The sequence below is a fragment of the Flavobacterium silvaticum genome, from assembly GCF_012911565.1.
In the GTDB taxonomy this organism is placed as follows: domain Bacteria; phylum Bacteroidota; class Bacteroidia; order Flavobacteriales; family Flavobacteriaceae; genus Flavobacterium; species Flavobacterium silvaticum.
On record NZ_JAAMPU010000097.1, the window covers coordinates 15,304 to 38,888 of the forward strand.

The following is a 23,585-nucleotide window of genomic DNA, read 5'->3' on the forward strand; positions in this document are numbered from 1 at the left end:
GTTTATTCTTAATTTATTATGCTGCGCTCCATACAATTGCTTCGCCAGTTCAGCTAAAGCTTCGGGGCAGCTGCGGCTCGGGTTTTATTTTTTATTGATCCGGATTCCGAAAATGTCTGGCTGAGCCCTGAATCAATGAAAGGCGAGTATCGGGATTTTGGAATGGAACGCAAGTTTTTTGGTCAGGCTCGTTTTAAACAGGTTTTCGAAAAAGCCGCGTTTGTGGTTAAGTAGCGCCAGTAAATCTATTTGGTGTGAATCGAGGAATTCCAGGATCGAACCTTCAATGTCTTCACTGTCGATAATATGAAAGGTGAGTTTGTAATCGCGGAAAACATGGCGCCAGTCTGCGAGTACGACTTCTTTAAGATCTGAACTTTGGGTTTTTATGTAGAGGCAATCGACCTGTGCGCCAAAAGCATCGGCAAACGTGAGCAGTTTTTTGAGCGCGGGTACATCTTTTTCCCGGAACCGGGTGGTAAAAACTATTTTTTCTATGTTTTTGTACGTCGATTCATCTGGAACAGCGAGAACGATGGCATCGGTATCTGTCATGACACTGGCTGTGCTTGTCCCGAAAAAAGTTTCTTTCATGCCGGTAGCGCCTTTTGTCCCCATGACGATAAAATCAAAGTGTTGCTCCTTTACCATTTCCAATATCGTCTGGACCAAATCACCTTCGAGCAGCACGCTTGACACCGGAACATTTTCAAGACCGAAACCAGCAGCAAGCCGCTTCAATTCAGGAACATGGCTTTTGTAATTTTCAAAACTCGCAAGTTCGACGGTGTTATAAACGTCGAGCAGATAAGCTGGCGTGTTGACGTAATCGATGACAGGCATTTCATAAACGTGCAAAGCGACCACTTCGGCATTGGTATTATTGGCGAGTTGAAGCGCGTATTTGTAGGCGTTTGCAGATGATTCGGAGAAATCTGTAGGGAACAATATCTTTTTCATGTGTCGGTTTTAGCTTTCTTAAAGTTAAACATTCGGGCCAATTTCCGTCAGGCCGTTTTGGATTTTTTTAACGATGACGAAGCGATTTGCCAACTATTGCCGATTGCAGACTTTGGGTTATTTTTGCATCATGCAATTACACGATACCATTGTAGCTTTGGCAACACCTTCCGGCACCGGAGCCATTGCGGTCATTCGCCTTTCAGGACTTCACGCGTTGTCCATTTCCGATACTGTTTTTTCTTCGGCATCTGGCAAAATCCTAAGCGAGCAGCAGACTCACACATTGCACTTGGGCAATATTGTAGAAGACGGGCACATCCTGGATCAGGCACTCGTATCTGTATTTCACGGTCCCAATTCGTATACCGGAGAAAATACGGTGGAGATTTCGTGTCACGGATCCATGTATATCCAGCAGCAAATCATCCAATTGTGTTTACGCAAGGGTTGCAGAATGGCCGAACCGGGCGAATTTACGCTGCGTGCCTTTTTAAACGGAAAAATCGATTTATCTCAGGCCGAGGCAGTTGCGGATTTGATCAATTCAGATAACGAAGCATCCCACTCCATCGCGATCAACCAGATGCGCGGCGGGTTTTCGAATGAGATTGCCAACTTACGGGCTGAACTGCTGAACTTTGCCTCACTCATCGAACTCGAACTCGATTTCAGTGAAGAAGATGTTGCTTTTGCCGACAGGACTGAATTCCGAAAGTTGCTCAACCGGATTGAAATCGTTCTGAAACGACTTATCGACTCTTTTGCGTTCGGGAATGTCATCAAAAACGGAATTCCTGTGGCCATTGTCGGGGAACCTAATGTGGGCAAATCGACGCTTCTGAATGCACTTCTGAATGAGGAAAAAGCCATCGTTTCCAATATTGCAGGAACCACACGCGATGCGATTGAAGACGAGCTCACGATTGGCGGAATCGGGTTCCGGTTCATCGATACGGCCGGAATACGCGATACCGAAGATATAGTCGAAAATATCGGCATCCGAAAGACGTTTGAGAAAATGGAATCGGCACAGGTAGTCGTTTATTTAATTAATAATGAACGATTAACGATTAACACACGAGGCACAGCCGAACTGAGCGAAGCTAATGAGCTCGATGCAGTGAAGATAGATGTTGAGAAAGTCCGGAACCAGTATCCGCTCAAACAACTTGTCGTGATTGGGAATAAAGCCGATTTGCTGTCGGAAGACCAGAAGCAAAAAATCGAGGCTGAAATTCCGGGAATCATGCTGATTTCTGCCAAACAAAAAAGCGGTGTCGATGCACTAAAAGAAACCCTATTGTCTTTTGTAAATACCGGCGCACTAAGGAATAACGACACTATTGTCACCAACGCCAGACATTATGATTCTCTGATAAAAGCATTGGAAGAAATACAGAAAGTGCGTTTCGGGCTTGATTCTAACATCAGCAGCGACCTGATGGCCATAGATATACGTGAGGCATTGTATCATTTTGGGCTGATTACCGGACAGGTCACGAATGATGAGCTTTTGGGAAATATTTTTGCGAACTTCTGCATCGGAAAGTAAATCAGGTAATAAAATCCCGATTCCAAGTGGCAGGTTGTGCCATACAACTTCGTTCCGCACTACGACCAAAACTTTTACAAGTGCATTCATTCTGCTTTTGGGATTATTATGGGGCAATTCCAAAAGTGCATCCAAACAACGCGATTTTTAACGCCAAAAGCTCTCCCGAATCTATAATTCCATACCTTTGCAATACATATGGCAATGATGTCTGCCTTGAACCGCCACCAAAAAATTGGAGCTGATGACGTCTAGTAGTGGCTTATGCCAGTATAGATCTATTTATTCAAGGTATTATGACAAAACGAAACTTCAACATTGCCCGAATCCCACAAACAAATTACCTTATCTATCTTGCAAAATGGCTGGCTTTGTCCACCGTCATCGGCATATGCATTGGTTCGGTTACAGCTTTTTTTCTCCTTTCACTGGATTGCGTAACCCATTGGCGCGAAAATCATCTTTGGATCATCGCATTCCTTCCGTTGGGCGGTTTGTCCATCGGGCTCAGTTATCATTATCTGGGCGCATCTGTAGTCAGGGGAAATAATCTTTTGCTTGAGGAATTTCACAATCCCAAACAAATCATCCCGTTCAAAATGGCACCGTTGGTTTTGTTCGGTACGCTGGCCACTCACCTTTTTGGTGGTTCTGCAGGTCGCGAGGGAACGGCCGTCCAGATGGGTGGCGCCATTGCCGATCAGTTCACCAGGTTTTTTAAAATGGAACACAGCGACCGCAAGATCCTGTTGGTCATGGGAATCAGTGCGGGTTTCGCAGCCGTTTTCGGGACGCCACTTGCGGGTGCTGTTTTTGCTTTGGAAGTGTTCGCGATAGGTGGTATTTTCTATCAGGCAATCGTTCCGGCTCTCCTGGCAGCCATAATCGCTGACCACGTATGTCTGGCTTGGCAAGTACAGCATACAACATACGCAATCACCACAATTCCCGAAATGTCTGGTATGAACTTAATCTGGACGTTGGGTTTGGGAATCGGATTTGGACTGACGGCTTTATTTTTTTCAAAAACGGTTCATTTTTTCGGACACCTGTTTAGGAAAAGGATAGCCTATCCGCCGTTACGACCATTCATTGGTGGTGTTGTGATCGCGTTTTCGGTTTGGACGATGGACACGACAGATTATATCGGGCTTGGAATCCCGATGATTTCCGAATCGTTCCTGCAGCAAATGCCTTGGTACGCTTTCGCACTGAAATTGCTTCTGACGACCTTCACCCTGGGCGCCGGTTTCAAGGGAGGCGAAGTCACGCCCTTATTTTTCATAGGGGCTACATTGGGAAGCGCCTGTTTTGGTTTTGTCCCGTTGCCGGTCGCGCTATTGGCCGGAATGGGTTTCGTGGCGGTTTTTTCAGGGGCAACCAATACGCCTATTGCCTGTACGCTGATGGGAATGGAACTTTTCGGGAGCGCCTGTGGAATATACATTGGCCTGGCGTGTGTACTGGCGTACCTTTTCTCGGGACACACCGGAATCTATTCCTCCCAGATTATCGGCAACCCAAAGCATCTGTTCTATGCGAGGTTTCAGGGAAAGCAACTTGAAGATTTACAAAACAAGGATCATTGATAAACTAAAAACAGTATTATGTGGTGGATTTTCGCTTTACTCTCGGCCTTTTTCGCAGCACTCACAGCCATCTTTTCAAAAGTGGGCATCAAAGGCGTCAATACAGATCTGGCTACCGCCATCCGGACAGTCATTGTCCTGATACTTGCCTGGGGAATCGCTTTCTTTAGAGGCGGTACGGCACATCTCCATACGCTCACCCGCCAAAACCTGATTTTCTTATGCCTTTCCGGTGTCGCTACCGGTTTGTCATGGATTTTCTATTTCAAGGCATTACAGGCGGGAAAAGTCTCGCAGGTTGCACCGGTCGACAAACTCAGCGTGGCCATTGCCATTATCCTGTCGGTGGTTTTCCTGAACGAGAAGGTCAGTCCATTGGGAATTCTGGGCGTATTGCTCATCATCTCGGGAACCATCGTTTTGATTTATAGCTGAACTTGTGGAAAAAATCAACCAACTCGACACCGAACTCTTCCTATACCTCAACGCAAAACACAATGCGTTTTTAGATCCCATCATGTAGTGGGCAAGCCATAAGTGGTTTTGGGTTCCGTTCTATGCTTTACTGGCTTACATTATTGTAAAGGAGTACGGCTTCCCAAGAAATGGATATTGGAATTCCGGGCTGTTTTGGTAGCTTACAGCCGTATCTGTAACGGCGTCCCTTATCCCGCAGACGTAATTGTGGCCGGTACCAATCCAACTTATCCGTAAAATGAGCTGCCCTGACAACGTGGAAAAGAGTTGTGCCACTTTCCAAAAAATGGGAAAAATGATACACGCCAGGAATATTTCATTCGATGTGTTTACAAAGAAAAATGTCAACATCAACAGATTTCACTTTGTAGCCTATCATTTTTTATCAGACGAAAGCACATTGGACACCTAACACAAAAAGAACTATTTGATTACCTAAAAATTCCACAATCAGCGGGTGGATTTCTTTCAGCAATGCCTTGTAATACCTACCTTTGCACCGCAAAATAAAGTAACCTCAAACAAAAAAAGATAATGAAAAATTCATGGCACGGCGTAACCTTCGGAGATAAGGCCCCAAATGTTGTAAACGGAATCATCGAAATTCCAAAAGGAAACCGCGCAAAATATGAGCTTGACAAAGAAAGCGGAATGCTGATCCTTGACCGGGTTTTGTTTTCATCTGTATACTATCCGGCCAACTACGGATTCATTCCACGTACGTATTGCGACGACAATGACCCGTTGGACATCCTGGTAATCTGTCAGGTAGACATTGTTCCTTTGTGTATTGTACCGGCCAAAGTAATCGGTGTGATGCGAATGATTGACGGCGGCGAAGCAGATGACAAAATCATAGCCGTTGCAGAAGGCGACCCGAGCGTGAACCACATCAACGATATTTCTGAATTGCCGCAACACTTTATCTCGGAGCTGAAGAGCTTTTTTGAGGATTATAAAAAATTAGAGCATAAAGAAGTTGTGGTAGAAGAATTCCAGAATCGCGAAACTGCCTGGAAAATCATCGATAAGGCAATTGCCGATTATAACGAAAAGTTCAAAAAACAAGTTACGGTATAATTTACCCTGACTCTTTTAGCCGGCCTGAGAATATATTCGATATTTTCAGGCCGTTTTTCTTTGCCTGGAACTGATAATCCGGTTATTCACAACCATTGATTTGAAGTATGATAAATTACCAATTGTGACTATCTTAGCTATCAAACCAGCCACTGACAAATCCATGTATCGCACTTTCAGAAAATTAGGCGCTCTTACCCTGCTCCTATTGGTCGCATCTGTTACCTATGCCCAAAAACAAAGACCAAAGATTGCCATTACACTCAGTGGTGGCGGGGCGAAGGGAATGGCGCACGTGGGTGTGCTCAAGGCGATAGATTCCGCAGGGCTTAAGGTAGATTACGTAACCGGTACCAGTATGGGTGCCGTTGTTGGGGGACTATATGCCGCAGGTTATTCGGCAAATGAAATTCTTGATATTTCCAAAACCCTGGACTGGACTTCATTGCTAAGCAACGATTTGCCGTTAAGCACTTTAAAAATAAGGGAAAAAGAAGAATTCGGGCATTACATTGAAGTGCCTTTGCACAAAGGAAAATTGTCGCTCAAACGTGGAATCATCGAATCGAACGAACTCTGGCTCAAACTCGCCGAATTCTACTTTTCCTATTATGAAATATCAGATTTCAGCAAATTCGACAAAGGTTTCCTGTGCATTGCAACCGATGTGGGGAACGGAAAGATGGTAGTGCTCGATAAAGGCGATATGGTCAGTGCCGTTCGGGCAAGTATGGCTATACCTTCTGTCTTTACCCCTGTCGACATAGACGGAAAAATACTTATCGATGGCGGCCTCACACGTAATTTCCCTGTTGCGAACGCTCGTGAAATGGGTGCCGATATTGTTATTGGAAGTGATGTGTCAGGTAGTATCAACGCAATCGACCAGATCAAATCGCCTATGGATATTTTCAGCAGGCTGCCTTTTTACGACGCGGTCACAGACTTGGAGGAACAAAAAAAACAGGTGAACATTTATGTCGATTATCCACTCGGGCCTTATGGAACGGCCAGTTTCGCATCGGCGGACGAAATCATCAAGATCGGGCTCGAAAAAGGAAGGCAATTGTATCCGCAGATTAAAAGGTTAAAAGATTCTCTTGATCTTATCTACGGAAAACAGGAAATGGAACCGAGGGCCAAAAGACGCGATTCCATACTTATTTCCGAATTCGAGGTAAAAGGCCTTTCCGACAAAAAATCGGAATCTTTCAAAAAATTGATAGGATTCAAGACAGACAGATACTACACTGCAAGCCAGATCAGCGATCAGATACGCGAAGCCTTTGCCACGCGCGGATACAGTAAACTCAGTTACAGGCTTGTTCCCGCAACACAAAACGGCGCAAAAATTATCTTTTACGTCGAAGAATCCGTTTCCACCGCTTTTCGTTTTGGCCTGCGATATAATACCCCAATTGGCATTGCCCTCAAAGTCGGGCTTGTAAAAAGAGGTTTCCTGAGTCCATATTCGGTTGCATCGGCCACGTTTGCCATTGGTGAAAATCCAAGGGGTGAAGCGATTTACAGATATTACCTGACCAAACAACGCAAGCTCGCGCTCCAGGCCGAAACGAATTTCGAAGTTACCGATATCAACACCTACAACGAAGACTTCCGCCGAACCGGCCTTTACAGGCAAGCCAGCCAGAATTGTGATCTGCAGCTATACTGGCAACCCGATACGCATTGGCTGTTCGGGTTCGGGACCACATTGAGCAATGTAGATTATAAACCGACCATAAAATCCCAGGTACAGGCCAGTGGAAATGTAGCCTTTCTGAATACTTATCTGTTCCTGGAACACAATACCTTAAATGCATTGATCTATCCGAATAAGGGACGTCGCGTTTTTGTAAAAGCCGGCATCATCTATAACCAGCTTCCGGACTTTGCCATTTACCAGGACGACGAACTCATTGCCACGGAAGAAGATGAAATTTTTGGTGACGACGCTTACACTCAAATCAAGATTTCGCTCGAACAGTACATCCCGATCAACGAACACGCCATTTTCGCACGTGTACAATCTGGCATGAACTTCAATTACAAACAAATCCTGATGAACGATTTCCGGATTGGCGGCCTGAATAATGTGGTCCGGAACCAGATCACATTTGCAGGTCTTTCCGAGGCTTCCATTTTTTCATCGAGCGTAGTCAGTGCGCAATTTGGTTATCAGCATGCCGTTACGAACAATTTCTACCTCACCGGAATAGTGAACGGTTTGTGGTACGACTTTGTCAAAAGCAATCTCACCGTGAATAGAGATACGAATGGTGTCGGTTATTCGCTGACCGCAGGGTATCGCACCTTCCTCGGGCCGCTCGAGGCCAGCATGACGTATAGCGACCTCAATGAAAAAGTGCTGCCTTACTTTAATGTGGGGTATGTGATCAGCCTGAATTAGACCGCAAAAACTCGTATGGAAAATTGGACACCCATGAACAAAGAAGAAATCCATCAGGACATTCTTTGCCCTGAAAAAGAAATGAGTACCTCTTAAGTACGCAACCATCGGAACCATTGAAAGTCCTTCTGATTCTTATTGGAATCTTTTGTAATCCATTAAAATTCCATATCTTACATTCGGTCAATACAATAATCCTTGACTATTGGAATCATGGAGCCTATTTACAAAGACCTTATCGAACAGACGTATGCCAATTTCAACGCCCGCGACATCGATGCCGCATTTACGGCCATGGATCCGGATGTGGAATGGCCCAGCGGCTGGGAAAGCGGTTATCTTGTGGGCTTTGAAGAAGTACGCGACTACTGGACGCACCAATGGAAACAGATCAACACTACGTTACACCCTATCGGTTACAAATCACTCAGCGATGACAGGGTCGAAGTTGAAGTCCACCAGATTGCCAAAGACCTTTCGGGCGCTCTGTTGTACGAGGGAAAAGTCAAACACGTCTACAGCTTTGAAAACGGTTTGATCAAGGCGATGGAGATTGAGAATGAGCATTGAATTTATTTTCTCCATGTAAAATAATCAACATCTACACACTCAATCGAGTGAATCCAGAAAGAAATGGACAGCGACTACGGCTACAGATATCCATTCTGCCCAGAACAACGTGTAACCCGGAAACCAGTGCAGCCAGTATTCATCCAAAAAGTAGAAAGCCAGGCCAACAACTGTAAGTATACCTAAGAACGTGTTTGATTTTCTCCAGGTTTTCGTGTGGAATACCATAGTAATCACAGCATTTCCCATAAAAAAGGCACCGGCAAAAATATAGTGGATTACAGAAAATTCCTTGTGTGGAAAAACAACTACTCCCAAAAGACAAACTCCCAGGATAAGGTTGTACCATTTACCGCTCCTGTCTACTACAATGTTATTCTCCGTTTCATTTTTAAAGTAGATGACCCCATTGAAGATAAACAGCATAGAGGCCGTCCCCAAGAGCAATCCGTAAACATAGCTATGCCACATGTAGACATAATTGCTAATGCTGTCGCGAAATCCTTCTATTGGCATTCCGCATCTGTTTTTATCGGTTAAGTAAAGAATAAGCGGAATGCTTACGAGAAATGCGGCCAATCCGCGTTCAAACCACTTAAACGTTTGCAATGGATTTTCTTCGAGGGCGCGTAGCACTTTGTTTTCTGTCGGTTTCATGATGTCTTGGTATTTTATGGCAAAAGATCTGCTGAATCTTTTATAGACTCATATCCAAGTTTGCGATAGCTTTCAAATTGGGCTTCGTCAAAAAACTGGTCGCCTGTGGATTCTTGGGGAAATTTGGGATTTCTGAGACGATATTCGCGGACATCGGTAGCTTCTTTTCCAGTAACAGAAGATTTTATATAAATGATCGTACCCGGAACCGGATTATTTGGGTAAAATAGTTTTCCCTTGACCAAATGTTTGGGCGAAAGTCCATTTTCTTTTCCTTTTGGTGTTACTTTGTCAACGTCGATTACAATTTCTACCCCAAAATCAATCCGACAGCGCCTGATGGCATTGGCAAGGCCTTCGCATATGGAATCTTCATCCTGTTCACCGTCACCAAGGACTATATAATGGCAGCGCCGGCGAACCAGCTCATACAATCCCATATTGTCGAAATGGCCGCCATCTGAAAGATAAACGTAGTCATCGTCTATATTGGACTTTCCTATCAGATCCTTCAAAAGGTACACTAATCCGAACGGAGGCTCGGACCTTTGCCACGAATGTTTTCTCGGGTTTCCTATCCATCGGCCAAGCCTGACATTGAAAAGTGTAAGCAGGAAGGATGTAGCGGAAGAAGAATGGTATCCCCTGTTCGGACTCACGGCAGCTCCGGAAATAGCCATGACGGTACCCAGAAATGGGCCGAATTTACGGGAAAACTGATTAGTGGGCCTGTATCCGAAATTAAATATACTGCTCTTTCGCAGGGAAGCAGAACGTGTCGCATTAAAATCGAACCCACAATATAAGGGCGAAAATACAAAGGATTCCGCCATACGATCCTGTCGATCCAGTTCTGATACCGACGTTGTATTTACAGCCGTGTTTATAAGCGGATAAGGACCTGAATAGCTGTCTGATCTGATTTGGGAGAGCAAAATGTCATCTTCCTTATCGAATCCGGTAAAGGTGTTAGCCGAATCTTCCCTGTCGGCTCTCTTGCGCGTAGCCCCAAGATAGGCACGCACCAATCTGTTTTTGTAAAAATCATGGAGCGAAAACTCATTGACGCCGGCACATAAACTCAATAAAGCGGTTGCAGCAGCAAGACAAATAAAACAAACTATAAGAGTACATTCTTTATTTGGGAAGTATTGTTGCATATAGAACGTAAACTTGCCCAATACATAGGAACCAATCAAAAGAAAACCAACCATAAAGAAATATGGTGCGATGCGGACAAATACATCCTTTAGTTGCCTTTTGCTGTTGTTTGCAGGTTTGTCTGTCGGGTCTTTTGACGTGAAAGCGGTACGAACGCCATATCCTATCAATACTGCCCAACCTCCGGTAAAAGCCACGAATTTATCTAAATTAGCCAACGTGCTGATGTGGATAAACTTGCCGGGAAACCATAAGGCCGCAAGCGTTGCTATGATCCACCAAAAAATAAAGCGATGCACTATTCCGCCCATACGCCCCCACCATTCCCTTCGTTCATCAGGAAAATAGTTGCCCATAACCGCCATACGAAAGACTATGGTAATGCAGAAAGCTTCAATGAGTAAAGGTATCCCCAATATAAAAGGCCATAAATCATTCAGTCTAAACAACTGCGCGATTAACTTCCAGACAAGACCTATCAGTAAAACCCCAACAATTGAAGCCAATGCGGAAGAAATTATAATCCGGCCAAAAAGCTTATAATTAATAGCAGTAGACGAAGGATTAGACACGTTATACCGATGGTATTTCCCAATCCAGGCAACTGCCAGCATACCAATAAAGGCAATGACTCCACCCGGCCAAAGCGAATCAAAAATGGCGGAAAAGTCGTGGATTCCCTGTTCAGCTATGCAAAGCAGTGAAATGGCAAAAGCTGATGTAAAAATCCATCCTGTCAGATATTTGGAAAGGTTACCGCTTTTTCCAACTTTAAACCAATCCTTACGACCTGTCGATGATTCCCTGTAAAATGTCCTCATGCCACTCCCGGCAAGGTAAGCAGTCCCGGAAATTACAAAGACACTCAACACTATCACATATAATTGATTGAAGTCATTGTAATCGTGTATCAACCACTTCCAGAAGCTGTGCAGTATTTCCATCGCGGCCAGCACAGTCAGCAAAATCAATAATAATATAACCTGGTTTATCAACGTGTTCCGAAGCCAGGTCATGCCTGCAGTCCAGGAATCTGCAGACATGATGCTTTTATTAGGCGACAGATAATTGCTGAACATCCGCAGCCAACGTATAGGCCGAACTTCCTCACCGAGGGGATCGCCTGATTTTTTTGGATTTAGCCGATCCATAATTTTTGTAACAGAAGTGTTACGATACAGCCATGAAGTATACCACGAGCCAATGTAGCCACCGCCGGATACTGTGGAAAGATAGTCGAACCGCGGAAGCGCACCGAGTTCCGCCAATTTTTGCAATACCCCCAAATTGAACGTCGCTGACCTTATTCCACCACCCGAGAATGCAAGCCCCGCAAGTTTCATGTTATCGGCCAGCATTTCAGGATCGTAGGTTTTTTCGAAATATGGGATCTCTATCGGATATTTTGCCTGTTCTTCCGGTTTGACCTGAGTGGCCCTTTTTTCACGAAGTCGCTGTATTTCAATCAATTCATGTTCAAAAAGGCTTGCAAACGGAAGTGTTATATTCCTTCTGTTCAGAATGAGCAACAGCAATTCAGTATCTTCGAGCAGCTTACGGGCAACATGGGAAAAAAGCCCGGAGAGTGCATCGGCATCCGACTCTGAATCTGACCAGGCATCGGCTTGATCTGTCTGTCCGTCCAAACTTTCCGATGTAGATTTTTCAAAATCCCGTTGCTCATTGGAAATTACCGGTTTTTCAAATCGCCTTTTCCAAAATCTATCGATAATGACTGCATCAAAAGCGGCAAATCCTCCTATTTGCTGATCCCCCGTCCGATTTGTAAAATAACACTGGTATAAGCGTTGGTTTGTTACTCCCGCATCTTGTAAATCATCGAGCGCATAGATTATCTGCAAAGGCATGTACGCAAGGGATTCACATAAATCCAGACGCGTCTTGGGATTGCGATACAGTATTTTTTTGATAAGGAAACGCCAATAATCAGGTGTTGCCCAAAGATTAGGATATTCCGTTTCATTGGAATCGATCTTCTTTTCGTCATTCCCTGTTTCCCTGGATTTGTTTTTTTTGTCAGTTCGGATACGGCCTAATACCTCAAGGGCAGCTTCTTTTGGGAAAGACTGGACATCATCGGCATGTTCTCCCATCCACTGCAACAACATACGTGATCTCAAAAGGAAAGTCCTTAATTTATAGGTTTCTTTTGCAGGTGCATTTCCGTACCATATCAATTCGTTGATCCGCTTATGAATCGTTTTGCCGATATTTAGATCATGCACCTCAGATTCACCAAATGCACCAGGCAAATAATCGATTAGTTGCCAAAGCTTTTGGCCATCGCGCTCGTTGTTCTGCTGCAAACTCTTATTACTTCTAAATATATCCTGAATAACGGTGAGGTATGAAACCGCTTCCGAAGCCAAATCTGTAATGATATCCATAGTAATTGAAATGAAGTTTATATTCAGATAGCAAAATGTCGCCACCTATTTCAATTAACTAATCTACAATGAATTACAAATAAAAAACATCCCTAAATATAGGGATATTTGAGTGATGATATTTTACGGACTTTTAAATAAAGAGGGGTTGATACTGTCTTGGCCTGATCCATTTCAATTCCTGAAAATCAGGAATGAATCGGTTGAACCGGCTTTGCTTTTAAGAAGTATTTCAGCCTTTGCAGGAACCGGTTCCGACTCTTTTGTCCCGAACCGAATCACCACGGTAATTTTATCATTGCCAAGCGTCCGTGTAAAAACCAGCCGATTGTCATTGAATTCAAGCGTTTCATAAGTTCCGTATTGCAGGACCCTTTCGCGGTTCCTAAGCGTGATAAGTTCTTTATAGGTTTGCAATAACGATAGCTTTTCTTTTTCAAGACGGGCAACATTTATATCACGGTAATCCGGTGAAACCTTGATCCAACTGGTTTTGTCGGAAAATCCTGCGAATGGCTTATTGTTCCACTGCATCGGGCTTCTTGATTTGTCCCGGTTGTTTTTATTGGCCTCGAGAAGTGCTTCTTCTGACGTTTTTCCCTGGTCGATGGCGAGTTTATAATGCGTCCTGCCTTGAATATCTTTAATTTCCGACAGATTATCAGCGATGATATTGCGCATCCCGATTTCTTCCCCGTAATACACGAATGGAACGCCTTTGGCCGTAAGTATCAAAGCGGCCAACGCGGCTGCCCTATCCGGTTTTCCTTCGGCCAATCGATCCATCATCCGGGGCATATCATGGCTTCCGAAGAATAATGTGGGGTAATTCGACATATTTTTTTCCATGCTCACGAGTTCGTCAAAAATACGTTGGGCCGAAAATGACGGAATGCTTCCAAAGTTGAAATTGAATACCACGTCGAGCAAATCCTCGCCCTGATATTGTTTGAGTACTTCGATCTTGTCGCTGCCGATTTCCCCAACGATAAACCTTTCCGGATATTCAGAAACCGTTCGTTTGATAAGCCGCATGGCATCTTTTACTCCCGGCTGATCGATGTCGTTTACATGTTGCTGACTTCCGTCTTTTACCGGATTGTCAACCGTAATCCCATCTGTATTGAGAAAATTGATGACGTCCAACCGGAACCCGTCGACGCCCATATCGAGCCAAAACCGCAGCACACGCCGGATTTCGTCGCGCACCGCCGGATTCTGCCAATTCAAATCGGCCATGCGAACGTCGAACTTGTGATAGTAATATTGATTCGTTGCCGGATCTTTTTCCCAGGCCGGCCCGCCAAAGAACGATTCCCAATTGTTTGGTTTGTCTTTCCAGATATAGTAATCGCGGTACGGATTTTCTTTGGATTTGCGTGATTCCTTAAACCATTTGGAATCGGTCGAAGTATGGTTGAGCACCATATCCATGATGACCTTTATGCCTTTTTGATGTGCCGATTGAAGGAAAACCTTAAAGTCCTCATTTGTTCCGTAAGTCGGGTCAACCTGATAATAATCGGCAATGTCGTATCCGTTATCCACTTTAGGTGAAGCCAGGAACGGTGTGAGCCAGATTCCTTTGACACCAAGACTTTTGAGGTAATCAAGTTTGTCGGTCATCCCTTTGAAATCACCGTAACCGTCGCCATTGGAATCGGCATAACTTGGCATATAGATTTGGTAAAAGACCGCCTCTTTCCACCATTTTTTGGGAATCCCTGAGTCTTGTGCACTCAGGGACCAACTAACCCAAAAAACTAAACAAATCTTGATATGCGTAAAAAACTGGCGCTTATTTACCTTTTGCATGATAGTCCACGACTACACCATTGACGCTCATTTTTGTACCAGAATAAGCAACTTTTCCATTAGCCGGGACAAGGACGATTACCGCCGATCCGTTAGCCGGAACAGTTACTTTGGAATTTGCATCGACATTTTTGGCAATGAATTTTCCGGATACCATATCATATAAATCCACTTTTTTTGATTTATCCGAATCTGTATTGATGGTTACGGATTTCGCTTCAGCAGACGGATTGTAATACAGATAAGTCGGATAGGCTTTATCCCGGAAGAAATCGGTAGCCAATAAATCCAGCTGCAATATGTTATCTACGTTTGTCTTTTTTATGATGCTTCCAAAGATGCCCACGTGTCCGCTTCCGTAAACGCTCAATTGCGATTGTGGCGGATTCTGTCCCGGAACCCACAATGGCCCGTCACCCTGGGCGACCGGCGCCTGCACGCTTTCGTATTCCTTCATGTTCGATTTCTTGATGATGCCTTCGTAAGCGATCACGCCTTTTCCGGCAGAAGCCAGCGTGGGAATCGTTTCGTGTTCGTCAGCCATATGTTCCGGATAGAAGAATTTGGAAGCGTTCGCCGCATTGAGCATCCACTTCCCGATTGCCGTGGCATACGATTGGTCATAACGCACCATCGGCACCATCGGCCAAGCCATGTCATACGTATTCATAAGGAAGCCATAACCACCGCGGTCAACCGTACTTCCTACCGTTCCGGAAATGTCGTATCCGTTCCAGTTTCCGACCAAAACGCCCCAGCCTTCGCGGCAAATAGGTGTTCCGTCGAACGTCCAATGAAGCATTTTGTTCACGTCGAAGTTCTGGCCTTGCTCGGCATTGACACGTGCGGCGATAGAAGCTCCAAACGGCATCAGCAGTTCGTAAGTGGGATTCGTCTGTTGGGATTGTAAAGCTTTCAAAGCCGAGATGGTTCCGTCCAGATATTTCTTGTCCCCGAATTTCTTGTAAGCCGCATATAGCACCCATGCATGTCCGGCAGAAGCATCGGGTTGTGCACAGATGTTGTTCTTCATTGGCTTCATATTCCCGTAATCGAAATAGGAATAGTCATAATTTCCTGCGAGGATTTTATCTGCTTCATAGAATTTATCGGCAATGGAACGTGCCATTTCCTCAAGGCCGGGTTCGTTCGGATATTTGTCGTAGATGGCATAGAACATGACGTTCGGGAACACATCGTACCACCAGTCGCGACCATATCCGCCTCCGAGCAAAGCCACTTTTGGCGTGGTATTGTTCATCATGATATTCCAGCCTGTATCCTTGCTGAAGTAATTCTTGAGCATGGCGACATAATTCAGGTTGCCTTGTTTGGTCTTGTCAATACCTACTAAAGTTGCTCCAAGAGTAGCTCCCATCGTAGCCAGTGATTCATGGAACATTCCGTTGTTTACGTTAGGCCCTTGACGTACATCACCGACTGCCGTGTACATTCCCACCACATCCTGATCGAAATTCTTGCGGCTTGTATCCATCCAGACCATGGGCCAGAATTGGCCTTTCTGGTTAAAATCGAAAATGGTTTTGTCAAAGTCGTGGGCGAGTTTGTTGTAATCGATGATTTCAAAAGGCTGAGGCACGTTCGGCATTTGGTCGACTCTCGGAATCGCCTGTTGTTTTACCTGTGCACTGCACGAAAGATTGACGAATAAGGCTAACGGTACAATTAGTTTATAAGGGAAGTTCATTTGATTGGTTGATGATTTTAAAGTAATTCAACTGCCGTTTCTTCAAGCACTTTCGGGTCGACAGCTTTGTTCCCGTCTTCGGGCATGATGGCGTTGCCTTGTTTGATGATGTTTTTGCTGATGAAGATGGAACACAGTTGCAGCAATGCGATGATCCCGATGGCGTAACGCAAAGCCACATCTTCCGATACCGCAAAATACAAAACAAGGAACGTTCCGGCACCGAATAAACGTCCGGCATACAAACCGGCCTCATGGTTCAGGATGTAGGTGAATTCGCCTCTTTTCTCGATTCGGGATACTATGTCGATGACGCGTAACTGAATCGGATAATAGGCTAAATCCATCAATGGTTTTGCAATCAGCAGCAACAACAGGAATATGACGACTCCCGTTTTATTGAACAGGATTCCATTGAGGCAGGCACCGATGGCAAACAGGATGAGTCCGACCGAAAATGTCTTGATGCGGTCTGAAGGTTTTGAAAAACGCCCGATGAAATAAATGATGATTGCCGCTAAAATGGCTCCGATGGATTGGGCTTTTCCGAGCGCGCCTTCTTCGCCTAAAATCTTGAAAATAAGCATCGCTGGTGCCGTTACCAGAAACCCTTGTGCAAGTCCCTTGAACATGGCAAGCGACAGTAATTTATGCCACAGCGGATGGAATTTGAAGAAGATGTATTTCTTCTGGATCGGATTGATGAATCGTCCGCGGAAGCAAACCATCGACGCGATCATGGTAATCAGGAATACGATTCCGGTGATAACGACGTAAGCCGTGTGTTTGGCATCGGCTCCGGATTTCGACTGGATGAACCATCCGATAGCTGCCGGAACGACGATGGCGATTATCGTGTAAAAGAAGGTTTCAAGTCCATAGTAATAGTTGCGGTTTTCATCATCGGTCGTGGACAAAACCAGATAGTCGCGGTTCGACCAATACAATCCGAATGACAATCCCATAGTGATTCCGGCAACTCCTATTCCTAATAAATCCAGATTGGTCAAGGACATCATGATAATCATGGAAACACCGCTGAGCATCATACCCGCAGAATACAGTTTGCGTATCGGGAAGTATTTAAGCAGGAATCCGTTGAGTAGAAAAGTAAGTGGGATTCCGGTGTAAATGGCCAATTGATAGATGACGACTTTTGAGGTATCGTTTGAATTCCGCATGATGTAGGCGGCCACGAAAATATCAATTACCGGCTGGACCAGTGCATACACGAGGTTCGTAAGCACCAGAATCTTAAAATTGTGATCCTGCTTGCGGAAATGATCGACTTCCCTTTTAAGTTTCTGTAGCATCTAGACAGGTTTTAAAAGTGACAGTATTTCCTTGATCGAAAACGTCGCCCCGCACACGAATTCATCCGAAGCGCCGTAATACATGGTGACGGTATCGTCATCTGGTTCCACGATATGTCCGTTGGTGAACACGACGTTTCCAAAGAAGCCGGAGATTTCATAATCTGCGGTAGGAACCATAATCGGGGCATCTGTGCGGGAGATGACTTTTGTGGGATTATCCAAATCGAGAAGGAATGCTCCGAGGCAATACTGGTGATTTTCGTTGGCACCATGATAGATTTCAAGCCAGCCTTTGTGGGTTTTGATTGGGGCCGCACCTGCCCCGACACGTTTGCTGTCCCAATGGCCTTTGCGCGTGGTGACGATGCATTTGTGTTCGCCCCAGTGCAATCCGTCCGGCGATGATGCAATCCAGATGTAATTCCCGCCGATATCGACACTGCTCGGACGGTGCAATGCATAGAATTTACCGTTGACCTTTTCCTCGAAAATAGCGCAATCTTTATTGTGGGCAGGAAAGATGAGCCCATGCTTTTCAAATGTCTTCCAGTCTTTCGTGGTCCTGAGTCCGACTGCGACGCCTTTATCGGACACCGAAGTAAACGTCAGGTAATATGTCCCTTCAATTTCGACCACGCGGCAGTCTTCTATCCCGAAAGTTTCCTGATCGCCTTCTCCAACTAATAGCGGATAGCCTTCAGGTTCCGTAAAATGGATCCCGTCTTCGCTGCTCAGTAAACGCAAATGTGACAATGTGGTCAGGTAATCTTTGCCCTGATAATTGATCACGCGCGCATCTGTGGCGATTAAATCCGGATGGTCTTTGGAGATTTCGATTATTTCAGTCTTGCCGTTCGGAGTCAGTACCGGAAAGGATATGGTGGTTTCTTTTTGTGCCGGCCTTTCCGCAACACGCACGATAAGCCATTTTTTGCCATCGAATTCAAACACGCCCGGATTCAGCAGGCATGTAATCTCAAGGCCTTTGGTACTCGATGGAATATCCGAAGGTGATAATATAGGATTTTGGGCAAAGCGGGTTGCAATGTCTTTCATAGTAGGAATTGTGATGATACGTAATAGAAAGTAACCCAAATCTGTCAGGACAGATTTGAGTTACATAATCAACTAACTAACTCATTTTGTTTTTAGTAACCTGGGTTTTGGGTCAGGGTACCCGCTGTGGCATTTACGTCTGACTGGGGAATTGGATAAAGCATATGCTTTTCCTGAAAATTGATTCCCTGGCCATCAAGTACCTGCTGGGCAATTCCCCAACGCTTAAGATCAAGCAGACGCTGGCTTTCAAATCCAAGTTCTACGCGGCGTTCGTGAATGAGCCATTGTCTGACCTGGTTAGCATCAGCGGCCGATGAACGATCCGGAAGCGTACCTGCCGGTGGCGTTGATCCGTCAGCGGCCACGGTAGTCCTCGCACGATTACGGACTTGGTTGATGATAGTTACAGCTCCCGCAGTATCCCCGGAATTCAGTAAAGCTTCGGCTTTCCATAGAAGACAATCTGCATATCGGATATAAATCTTATTTACCGGAGCATCGTCATTCCCTTTAAATGTGCCGTCAAGGCTCCCCAATAACTTGTTGACATTCTGGTTAGGTACATCGACAGTATAGAATTTTCTAGGATCATTTTCTTCAAATTCATCAAGGAAATTCTGTGTCGGGGCAAAAAATCCCCAACCCATTACCGCACAGAGGCCGTTTCCACGAAGTGGTGCTGCATTGTTCTGGTGATCGAAAACAAAAATATCCTCGTTTTCATTGAACTCGCTTGATTGACGGAACGCATCAAAATAGTTGGCATTCAACCCAAAACCAAGTCCGGAAAGTTGGTCAACCAAGCCAGGAACTGCTGTCCAATTCTCACTGTATAGCTCAATTTTAGCATGCAAGGCAATTGCAGCTCCCTTGGAAACACGCCATTGTTCCGTACTTGAAGAATATTTTGTGTTTGGCAATAGGCTCGCAGCCTGGTCAAGATCGGAACGAAGCTGGTCGAAGATAGTCGCTTCATCTGTCCGGGCAGCCAGTTCAAAGGCAGTATTGATGTCAGTTACCGGCTCAAGGATAAGCGGAACTCCTCCGAAGTTTGTAACCAAAGCGAAATAATAATAGGAACGCAGGAAAAGGCACTCGGCCAATAACTGATTCTTTCTTTCGGTAGTTATTCCCGTTATGGACTCGATTTGCGGATTATTGCAATGCTGGATTACCGTATTGGCTCTTTTGATACCTTCATAATTGTATCTCCAAAGCCCGTTAGGGCCACCATTCGTAGTGGTGAAGGTGAAAGAATTGATCTCATCCATCCACGTTTGATCGCCATCTATGATCCATTTTTTCTGCATATCGTCACTTCCGATGTCCTGCAATACGATATCATTCTGGAAAACGAGTCCACCGGTCCAATCCCAACTTCCCATAATATTAAGGGTGTTGGAAAGTAACATATAGGCAGATTTTGTCTGATTTTCCATTCCGGTAAGCGTTGGCGTAAGATCTACCTGCTCTTGTGTCAGTACGCCTATGGGTTCCTGATTCAGATCATCTTCACAACCCGACAGACCTATTATGCCTATCAACAATCCAATTGTTATATACTTTTTCATGATTCTTTCTTTTACAATTTAATTTTTGCTCCAAATAGTACCGAAGTCATCTGCGGATATGTCCCTTGATCTTTAAGCAATGTAGATTCTGGATCCAGACCGGTGTAATCTGTAAATGTCAATAAGTTCTGTCCGGACACGTAAACACGGAGGTTGCTGATTCTTGGGATGCGAGTCCATGTGTAACCTATTTCCACATTTTTAAGACGCAAATAAGACGCATCTTCTACCATTTTGCTTGAAACCCTGCTTCCACCGTTATCATTGAATGTAAGCCTTGGTGTTGTATTACTTGTTCCCTCGCCGTTCCATGCACCTAAAACCTCAGTAGTGGAATTGAACGGACGGCTGTCATAGTTCAGGATCTGTTTCAGGTCATTGTATCGATCGACATCGGAAACACCTTGCCATAAGAAAGATACGTCAAAACCTTTATAGGAAGCATTAAATGCAAGGCCATAAGTGATTTTTGGTATCGGATTTCCAATAAAGGTCTGGTCATCGGCTGTGATCTGGCCGTCACCATTGACATCGCGAAACTTCATGTCTCCAGGTCGGACAGAACCCGCATCTGTAGACAAATACGAATTTATTTCTGCCTGGTTTTGATAGATTCCAATAAATTCATAACCATAATACGAATTAATCGGTTGACCTGCAGTGGTTCTGGTATGGCTGAAATTATCGTCGATCAAAGGCAGATTCGGGTGCAATTTGGTCACTTCGTTTTTGAGGGTAGCCAGATTTCCGGTCACTCCGTATTTGAACTCATGATCGTTATTCTGATAGTTCAGGGCAAATTCAAAACCTTTGTTTTCCACAGATCCGGCATTGACATAAGTAGGGTCGTAATCACCTATATATCCCGGAGGATCGAGTTGCAACAAGATATCATCGGTCTTTTTGATGAAATAGTCTGCTGAAAAGTTCAGTTTGTTCCTGAAGAACCCAAAATCGATACCTAAGTTGGTCTGTGTAGTTGTTTCCCATTTCAAATCGGGGTTGCCCAAACGCTGTAATTCAGGCCCGTTCGGCGTAATGGTGTACAGATTCTGATACGCGTAATTAGGGATTTCCTGGTTCCCGTTTTGTCCCCAGCTTGCGCGAAGTTTCAGGTTACTCAACCAATCCGACGTTTCTTTCATGAATGATTCGTTCGTCAGGATATAGTTGGCCGATGCTGCTGGGAAAAAGCCCCATTTGTTGTTCGGGCCGAATCTGGATGAAGCATCTGCACGCATAGTTCCCGTTACAAACAATTTCTCTTTGTATCCGTAAGTAGCCGAACCAAACCACGAAAGCAAAGACCATCCGGAAGCAGATCCCGAACTATACGGATAAGGTGTCGTCGGGCTACCCAATCCACCATAATCCAGATAACGGAAAGGATCTGTGGTGTTATCATATATGGATCTCGCACCTCCTATGGCAGAAGCCGAATTCTTGATGAATTCAGAACCCAACAAAGCATTGAGGCTGTGATCACCAAATTTCTTCACATAATTCAATGTGTTGCTCCAAGTAAATGTGACATCTTCGCCACGATCTTCATTAAGGCTTGTCGGGCTGTTGTTACGTCCATTTCCATAATAGACATTAGCTGGGTCATCAATGGTGGAATCTCCATAGTTCTGGGCGAAAATCTTGTTGTGCGTAAAACGCAGGTCGATACCCAGGTTACTTCTGAATTTCAATGAATTGTCAGATAAAAAGCTGTATTCCGCAAATACATTACCGAAAGCCTGGTACCAACTGCGCTTATCGTCTGTATAATTCACTATCGCAATTGGGTTTGAACTGTATTCATAATCGCGGCTGTAACCATTTACACTGTTCGGGCTTACATAAAACGGAAGATCAGTGTATGGATCATCTGCGCTCCAGGTAGGATCTGACGGATCTTTGTATACAGACAGAACCGGTGGACGAATCATGGCATGACGGATAACACCCGGTGCATCACCACTGGAAGACAGTTTATCCTGTTTGATAAATGTCATCTGCATGTTTGTTCCAACTGTAAAACGATCCGATACTTTGGCATTGAGGTTTACACGGAAATTGGCACGTTTGTATGAATCGTTATCCGTTATCACTATACCGTCAATATCATAAAGGCCTCCCGAAACCAAATAGGAAAATTTATCATTCGCCCCGCTGGCAGAAACCTGTATGTTTTTACTTATTCCGGTAGTGAAAAGCTCATCAAGCCAATCTGTATCAGACATTGTTCTCGTAGTACGATCCCGGACATAAGGGCTTTGTGCATCAGCAGCATTTCCCGAGGTGTTATGCCAGGCAATGTCTTTTGCGGTCAAATATTGGTCTGCGTTGAGCATGTCCGGAAGATTCGTAGCAAAATGAACTCCGGTAAATCCTTCAACCTCAAGTACGCCTTTTCCTTGCGAACCGCGCTTGGTTGTTATCACGATTACACCGCCAGCCGCACGCGAACCATAGATTGAGGCTGAAGCGGCATCTTTCAATACCGTCATCGATTTAATATCTGAAGAAGTCAAAGAGGCGATGCTGCGTGTAGGAACTCCATCAACTACATAAAGGACATCTGTATTTCCTATAGTACCTACACCACGCACGCGAAGCTGGATACCATCTCCCGGCGCACCTGTACTGGCTGCTACGAAAACACCTGCCACCTGGCCTTGCAATTGTTGTGTCACATCGGCCACACGGGTTTTGGAAAGATCGCCCATATCCACTTGTGAAACCGCTCCGGAAATGGAAGTTTTCTGTTGGCCGACATATCCGGTAACAATAACCTCCTTAAGCTGCTGACTATCCTCTTTAAGCACCACATTGACCGTTTGATCTCCCGTTACCGGAATCTCCTGTGTCAAGTAGCCAACATAGCTAAAAACAAGAGTATAACCATTAGACACCGAGGCAATGGTATACTTTCCATCAATATCTGTAGCTGTAGAAATGGAGGTGCCTTTAATGGTTACTGTAACCATTGGCAAAGTGCCGTTCGCATCAGAAACCGTACCTTCAACCTTTTGCGCAAAAAGGCCTCCTGAAAAGAATACAGCTATAAGCACGAAAAATAAGTTAGTAAGATTCCTGTTCATATTAAAACTGTGTAATCATTAATAATTAGGGATTTTTTTTTCATGTTGATAAAAATTAGTTGGGTTACTTGTGATTTTGGCTTGCTACAACGTTTTAGTAGCGATGATAAATGTACTTCCAGGCCATAAAAAAGGGTGTACACTATTTATTCAAAAGTGT

15 protein-coding genes and 1 riboswitch are annotated in these 23,585 nt (G+C 44.7%); of the genes, 6 read left to right on the plus strand and 9 right to left on the minus strand.

All coding sequences use genetic code 11. The features are described from left to right. Positions 1–132: 132 nt before the first annotated feature. Entirely contained in the window at positions 133–960 is an 828-nt protein-coding gene (locus G6047_RS02475; protein ID WP_169525895.1) for a universal stress protein, read from the minus strand. Positions 961–1,090: 130 nt separating this feature from the next. Here G6047_RS02475 and mnmE point away from each other — a divergent pair, with 130 nt between their 5' ends. The 6 genes from mnmE (at position 1,091) to G6047_RS02505 (ending at position 8,641) form a co-directional block, all read left to right on the plus strand. After that, complete coding sequence (mnmE, locus tag G6047_RS02480) at positions 1,091–2,515, plus strand: tRNA uridine-5-carboxymethylaminomethyl(34) synthesis GTPase MnmE (protein ID WP_169526008.1); 1,425 nt, start codon at positions 1,091–1,093, stop codon at positions 2,513–2,515. Positions 2,516–2,706: 191 nt separating this feature from the next. After that, positions 2,707–2,776: riboswitch (Fluoride riboswitch) on the plus strand. 35 nt (positions 2,777–2,811) lie between these two features. Beyond that, complete coding sequence (locus G6047_RS02485; RefSeq protein ID WP_169525896.1) at positions 2,812–4,104, plus strand: voltage-gated chloride channel family protein; 1,293 nt, start codon at positions 2,812–2,814, stop codon at positions 4,102–4,104. An 18-nt stretch (positions 4,105–4,122) separates the two neighbouring features. Further along, positions 4,123–4,539, plus strand: a complete 417-nt coding sequence (locus G6047_RS02490) for an EamA family transporter (RefSeq protein WP_169525897.1) — start codon at positions 4,123–4,125, stop codon at positions 4,537–4,539. Between the two features lie 576 nt (positions 4,540–5,115). Next, a complete protein-coding gene (locus tag G6047_RS02495) occupies positions 5,116–5,661 on the plus strand; it encodes an inorganic diphosphatase (RefSeq protein ID WP_169525898.1) in 546 nt (181 codons plus the stop codon). Between the two features lie 124 nt (positions 5,662–5,785). Then, positions 5,786–8,071 (plus strand): patatin-like phospholipase family protein, encoded by a 2,286-nt coding sequence (locus G6047_RS02500; protein ID WP_169525899.1) that lies wholly within the window; start codon positions 5,786–5,788, stop codon positions 8,069–8,071. 213 nt (positions 8,072–8,284) lie between these two features. Then, positions 8,285–8,641, plus strand: a complete 357-nt coding sequence (locus tag G6047_RS02505) for a nuclear transport factor 2 family protein (protein ID WP_169525900.1) — start codon at positions 8,285–8,287, stop codon at positions 8,639–8,641. Between the two features lie 39 nt (positions 8,642–8,680). Here the strand turns inward: G6047_RS02505 and G6047_RS02510 are convergent, their stop codons facing one another. The 8 genes from G6047_RS02510 to G6047_RS02545 all read right to left on the minus strand — a co-directional run bounded on the left by G6047_RS02510 (position 8,681) and on the right by G6047_RS02545 (position 23,395). Continuing rightward, a complete protein-coding gene (locus tag G6047_RS02510) occupies positions 8,681–9,298 on the minus strand; it encodes a DUF7103 family protein (protein ID WP_169525901.1) in 618 nt (205 codons plus the stop codon). 14 nt (positions 9,299–9,312) lie between these two features. Then, complete coding sequence (locus G6047_RS02515; protein ID WP_211165365.1) at positions 9,313–12,867, minus strand: patatin-like phospholipase family protein; 3,555 nt, start codon at positions 12,865–12,867, stop codon at positions 9,313–9,315. A gap of 174 nt (positions 12,868–13,041) precedes the next feature. After that, on the minus strand, positions 13,042–14,544 hold the full coding sequence (locus G6047_RS02520; RefSeq protein WP_235946481.1) for an alpha-amylase family glycosyl hydrolase: 1,503 nt from the start codon (positions 14,542–14,544) through the stop codon (positions 13,042–13,044). Positions 14,545–14,665: 121 nt separating this feature from the next. Further along, a complete protein-coding gene (locus tag G6047_RS02525) occupies positions 14,666–16,390 on the minus strand; it encodes a hypothetical protein (protein WP_169525903.1) in 1,725 nt (574 codons plus the stop codon). Positions 16,391–16,407: 17 nt separating this feature from the next. Further along, positions 16,408–17,703, minus strand: coding sequence for an MFS transporter (locus G6047_RS02530; RefSeq protein WP_169525904.1), 1,296 nt, complete (start codon positions 17,701–17,703; stop codon positions 16,408–16,410). Continuing rightward, complete coding sequence (locus tag G6047_RS02535; protein WP_169525905.1) at positions 17,704–18,762, minus strand: glycoside hydrolase family 130 protein; 1,059 nt, start codon at positions 18,760–18,762, stop codon at positions 17,704–17,706. Between the two features lie 92 nt (positions 18,763–18,854). Continuing rightward, positions 18,855–20,336, minus strand: coding sequence for a RagB/SusD family nutrient uptake outer membrane protein (locus G6047_RS02540; protein WP_169525906.1), 1,482 nt, complete (start codon positions 20,334–20,336; stop codon positions 18,855–18,857). 11 nt (positions 20,337–20,347) lie between these two features. Further along, the gene (locus G6047_RS02545) at positions 20,348–23,395 is read right to left on the minus strand and encodes a SusC/RagA family TonB-linked outer membrane protein (protein WP_317168264.1); all 3,048 of its coding nucleotides are present in this window, start codon (positions 23,393–23,395) and stop codon (positions 20,348–20,350) included. Between the last annotated feature and the right edge of the window lie 190 nt (positions 23,396–23,585).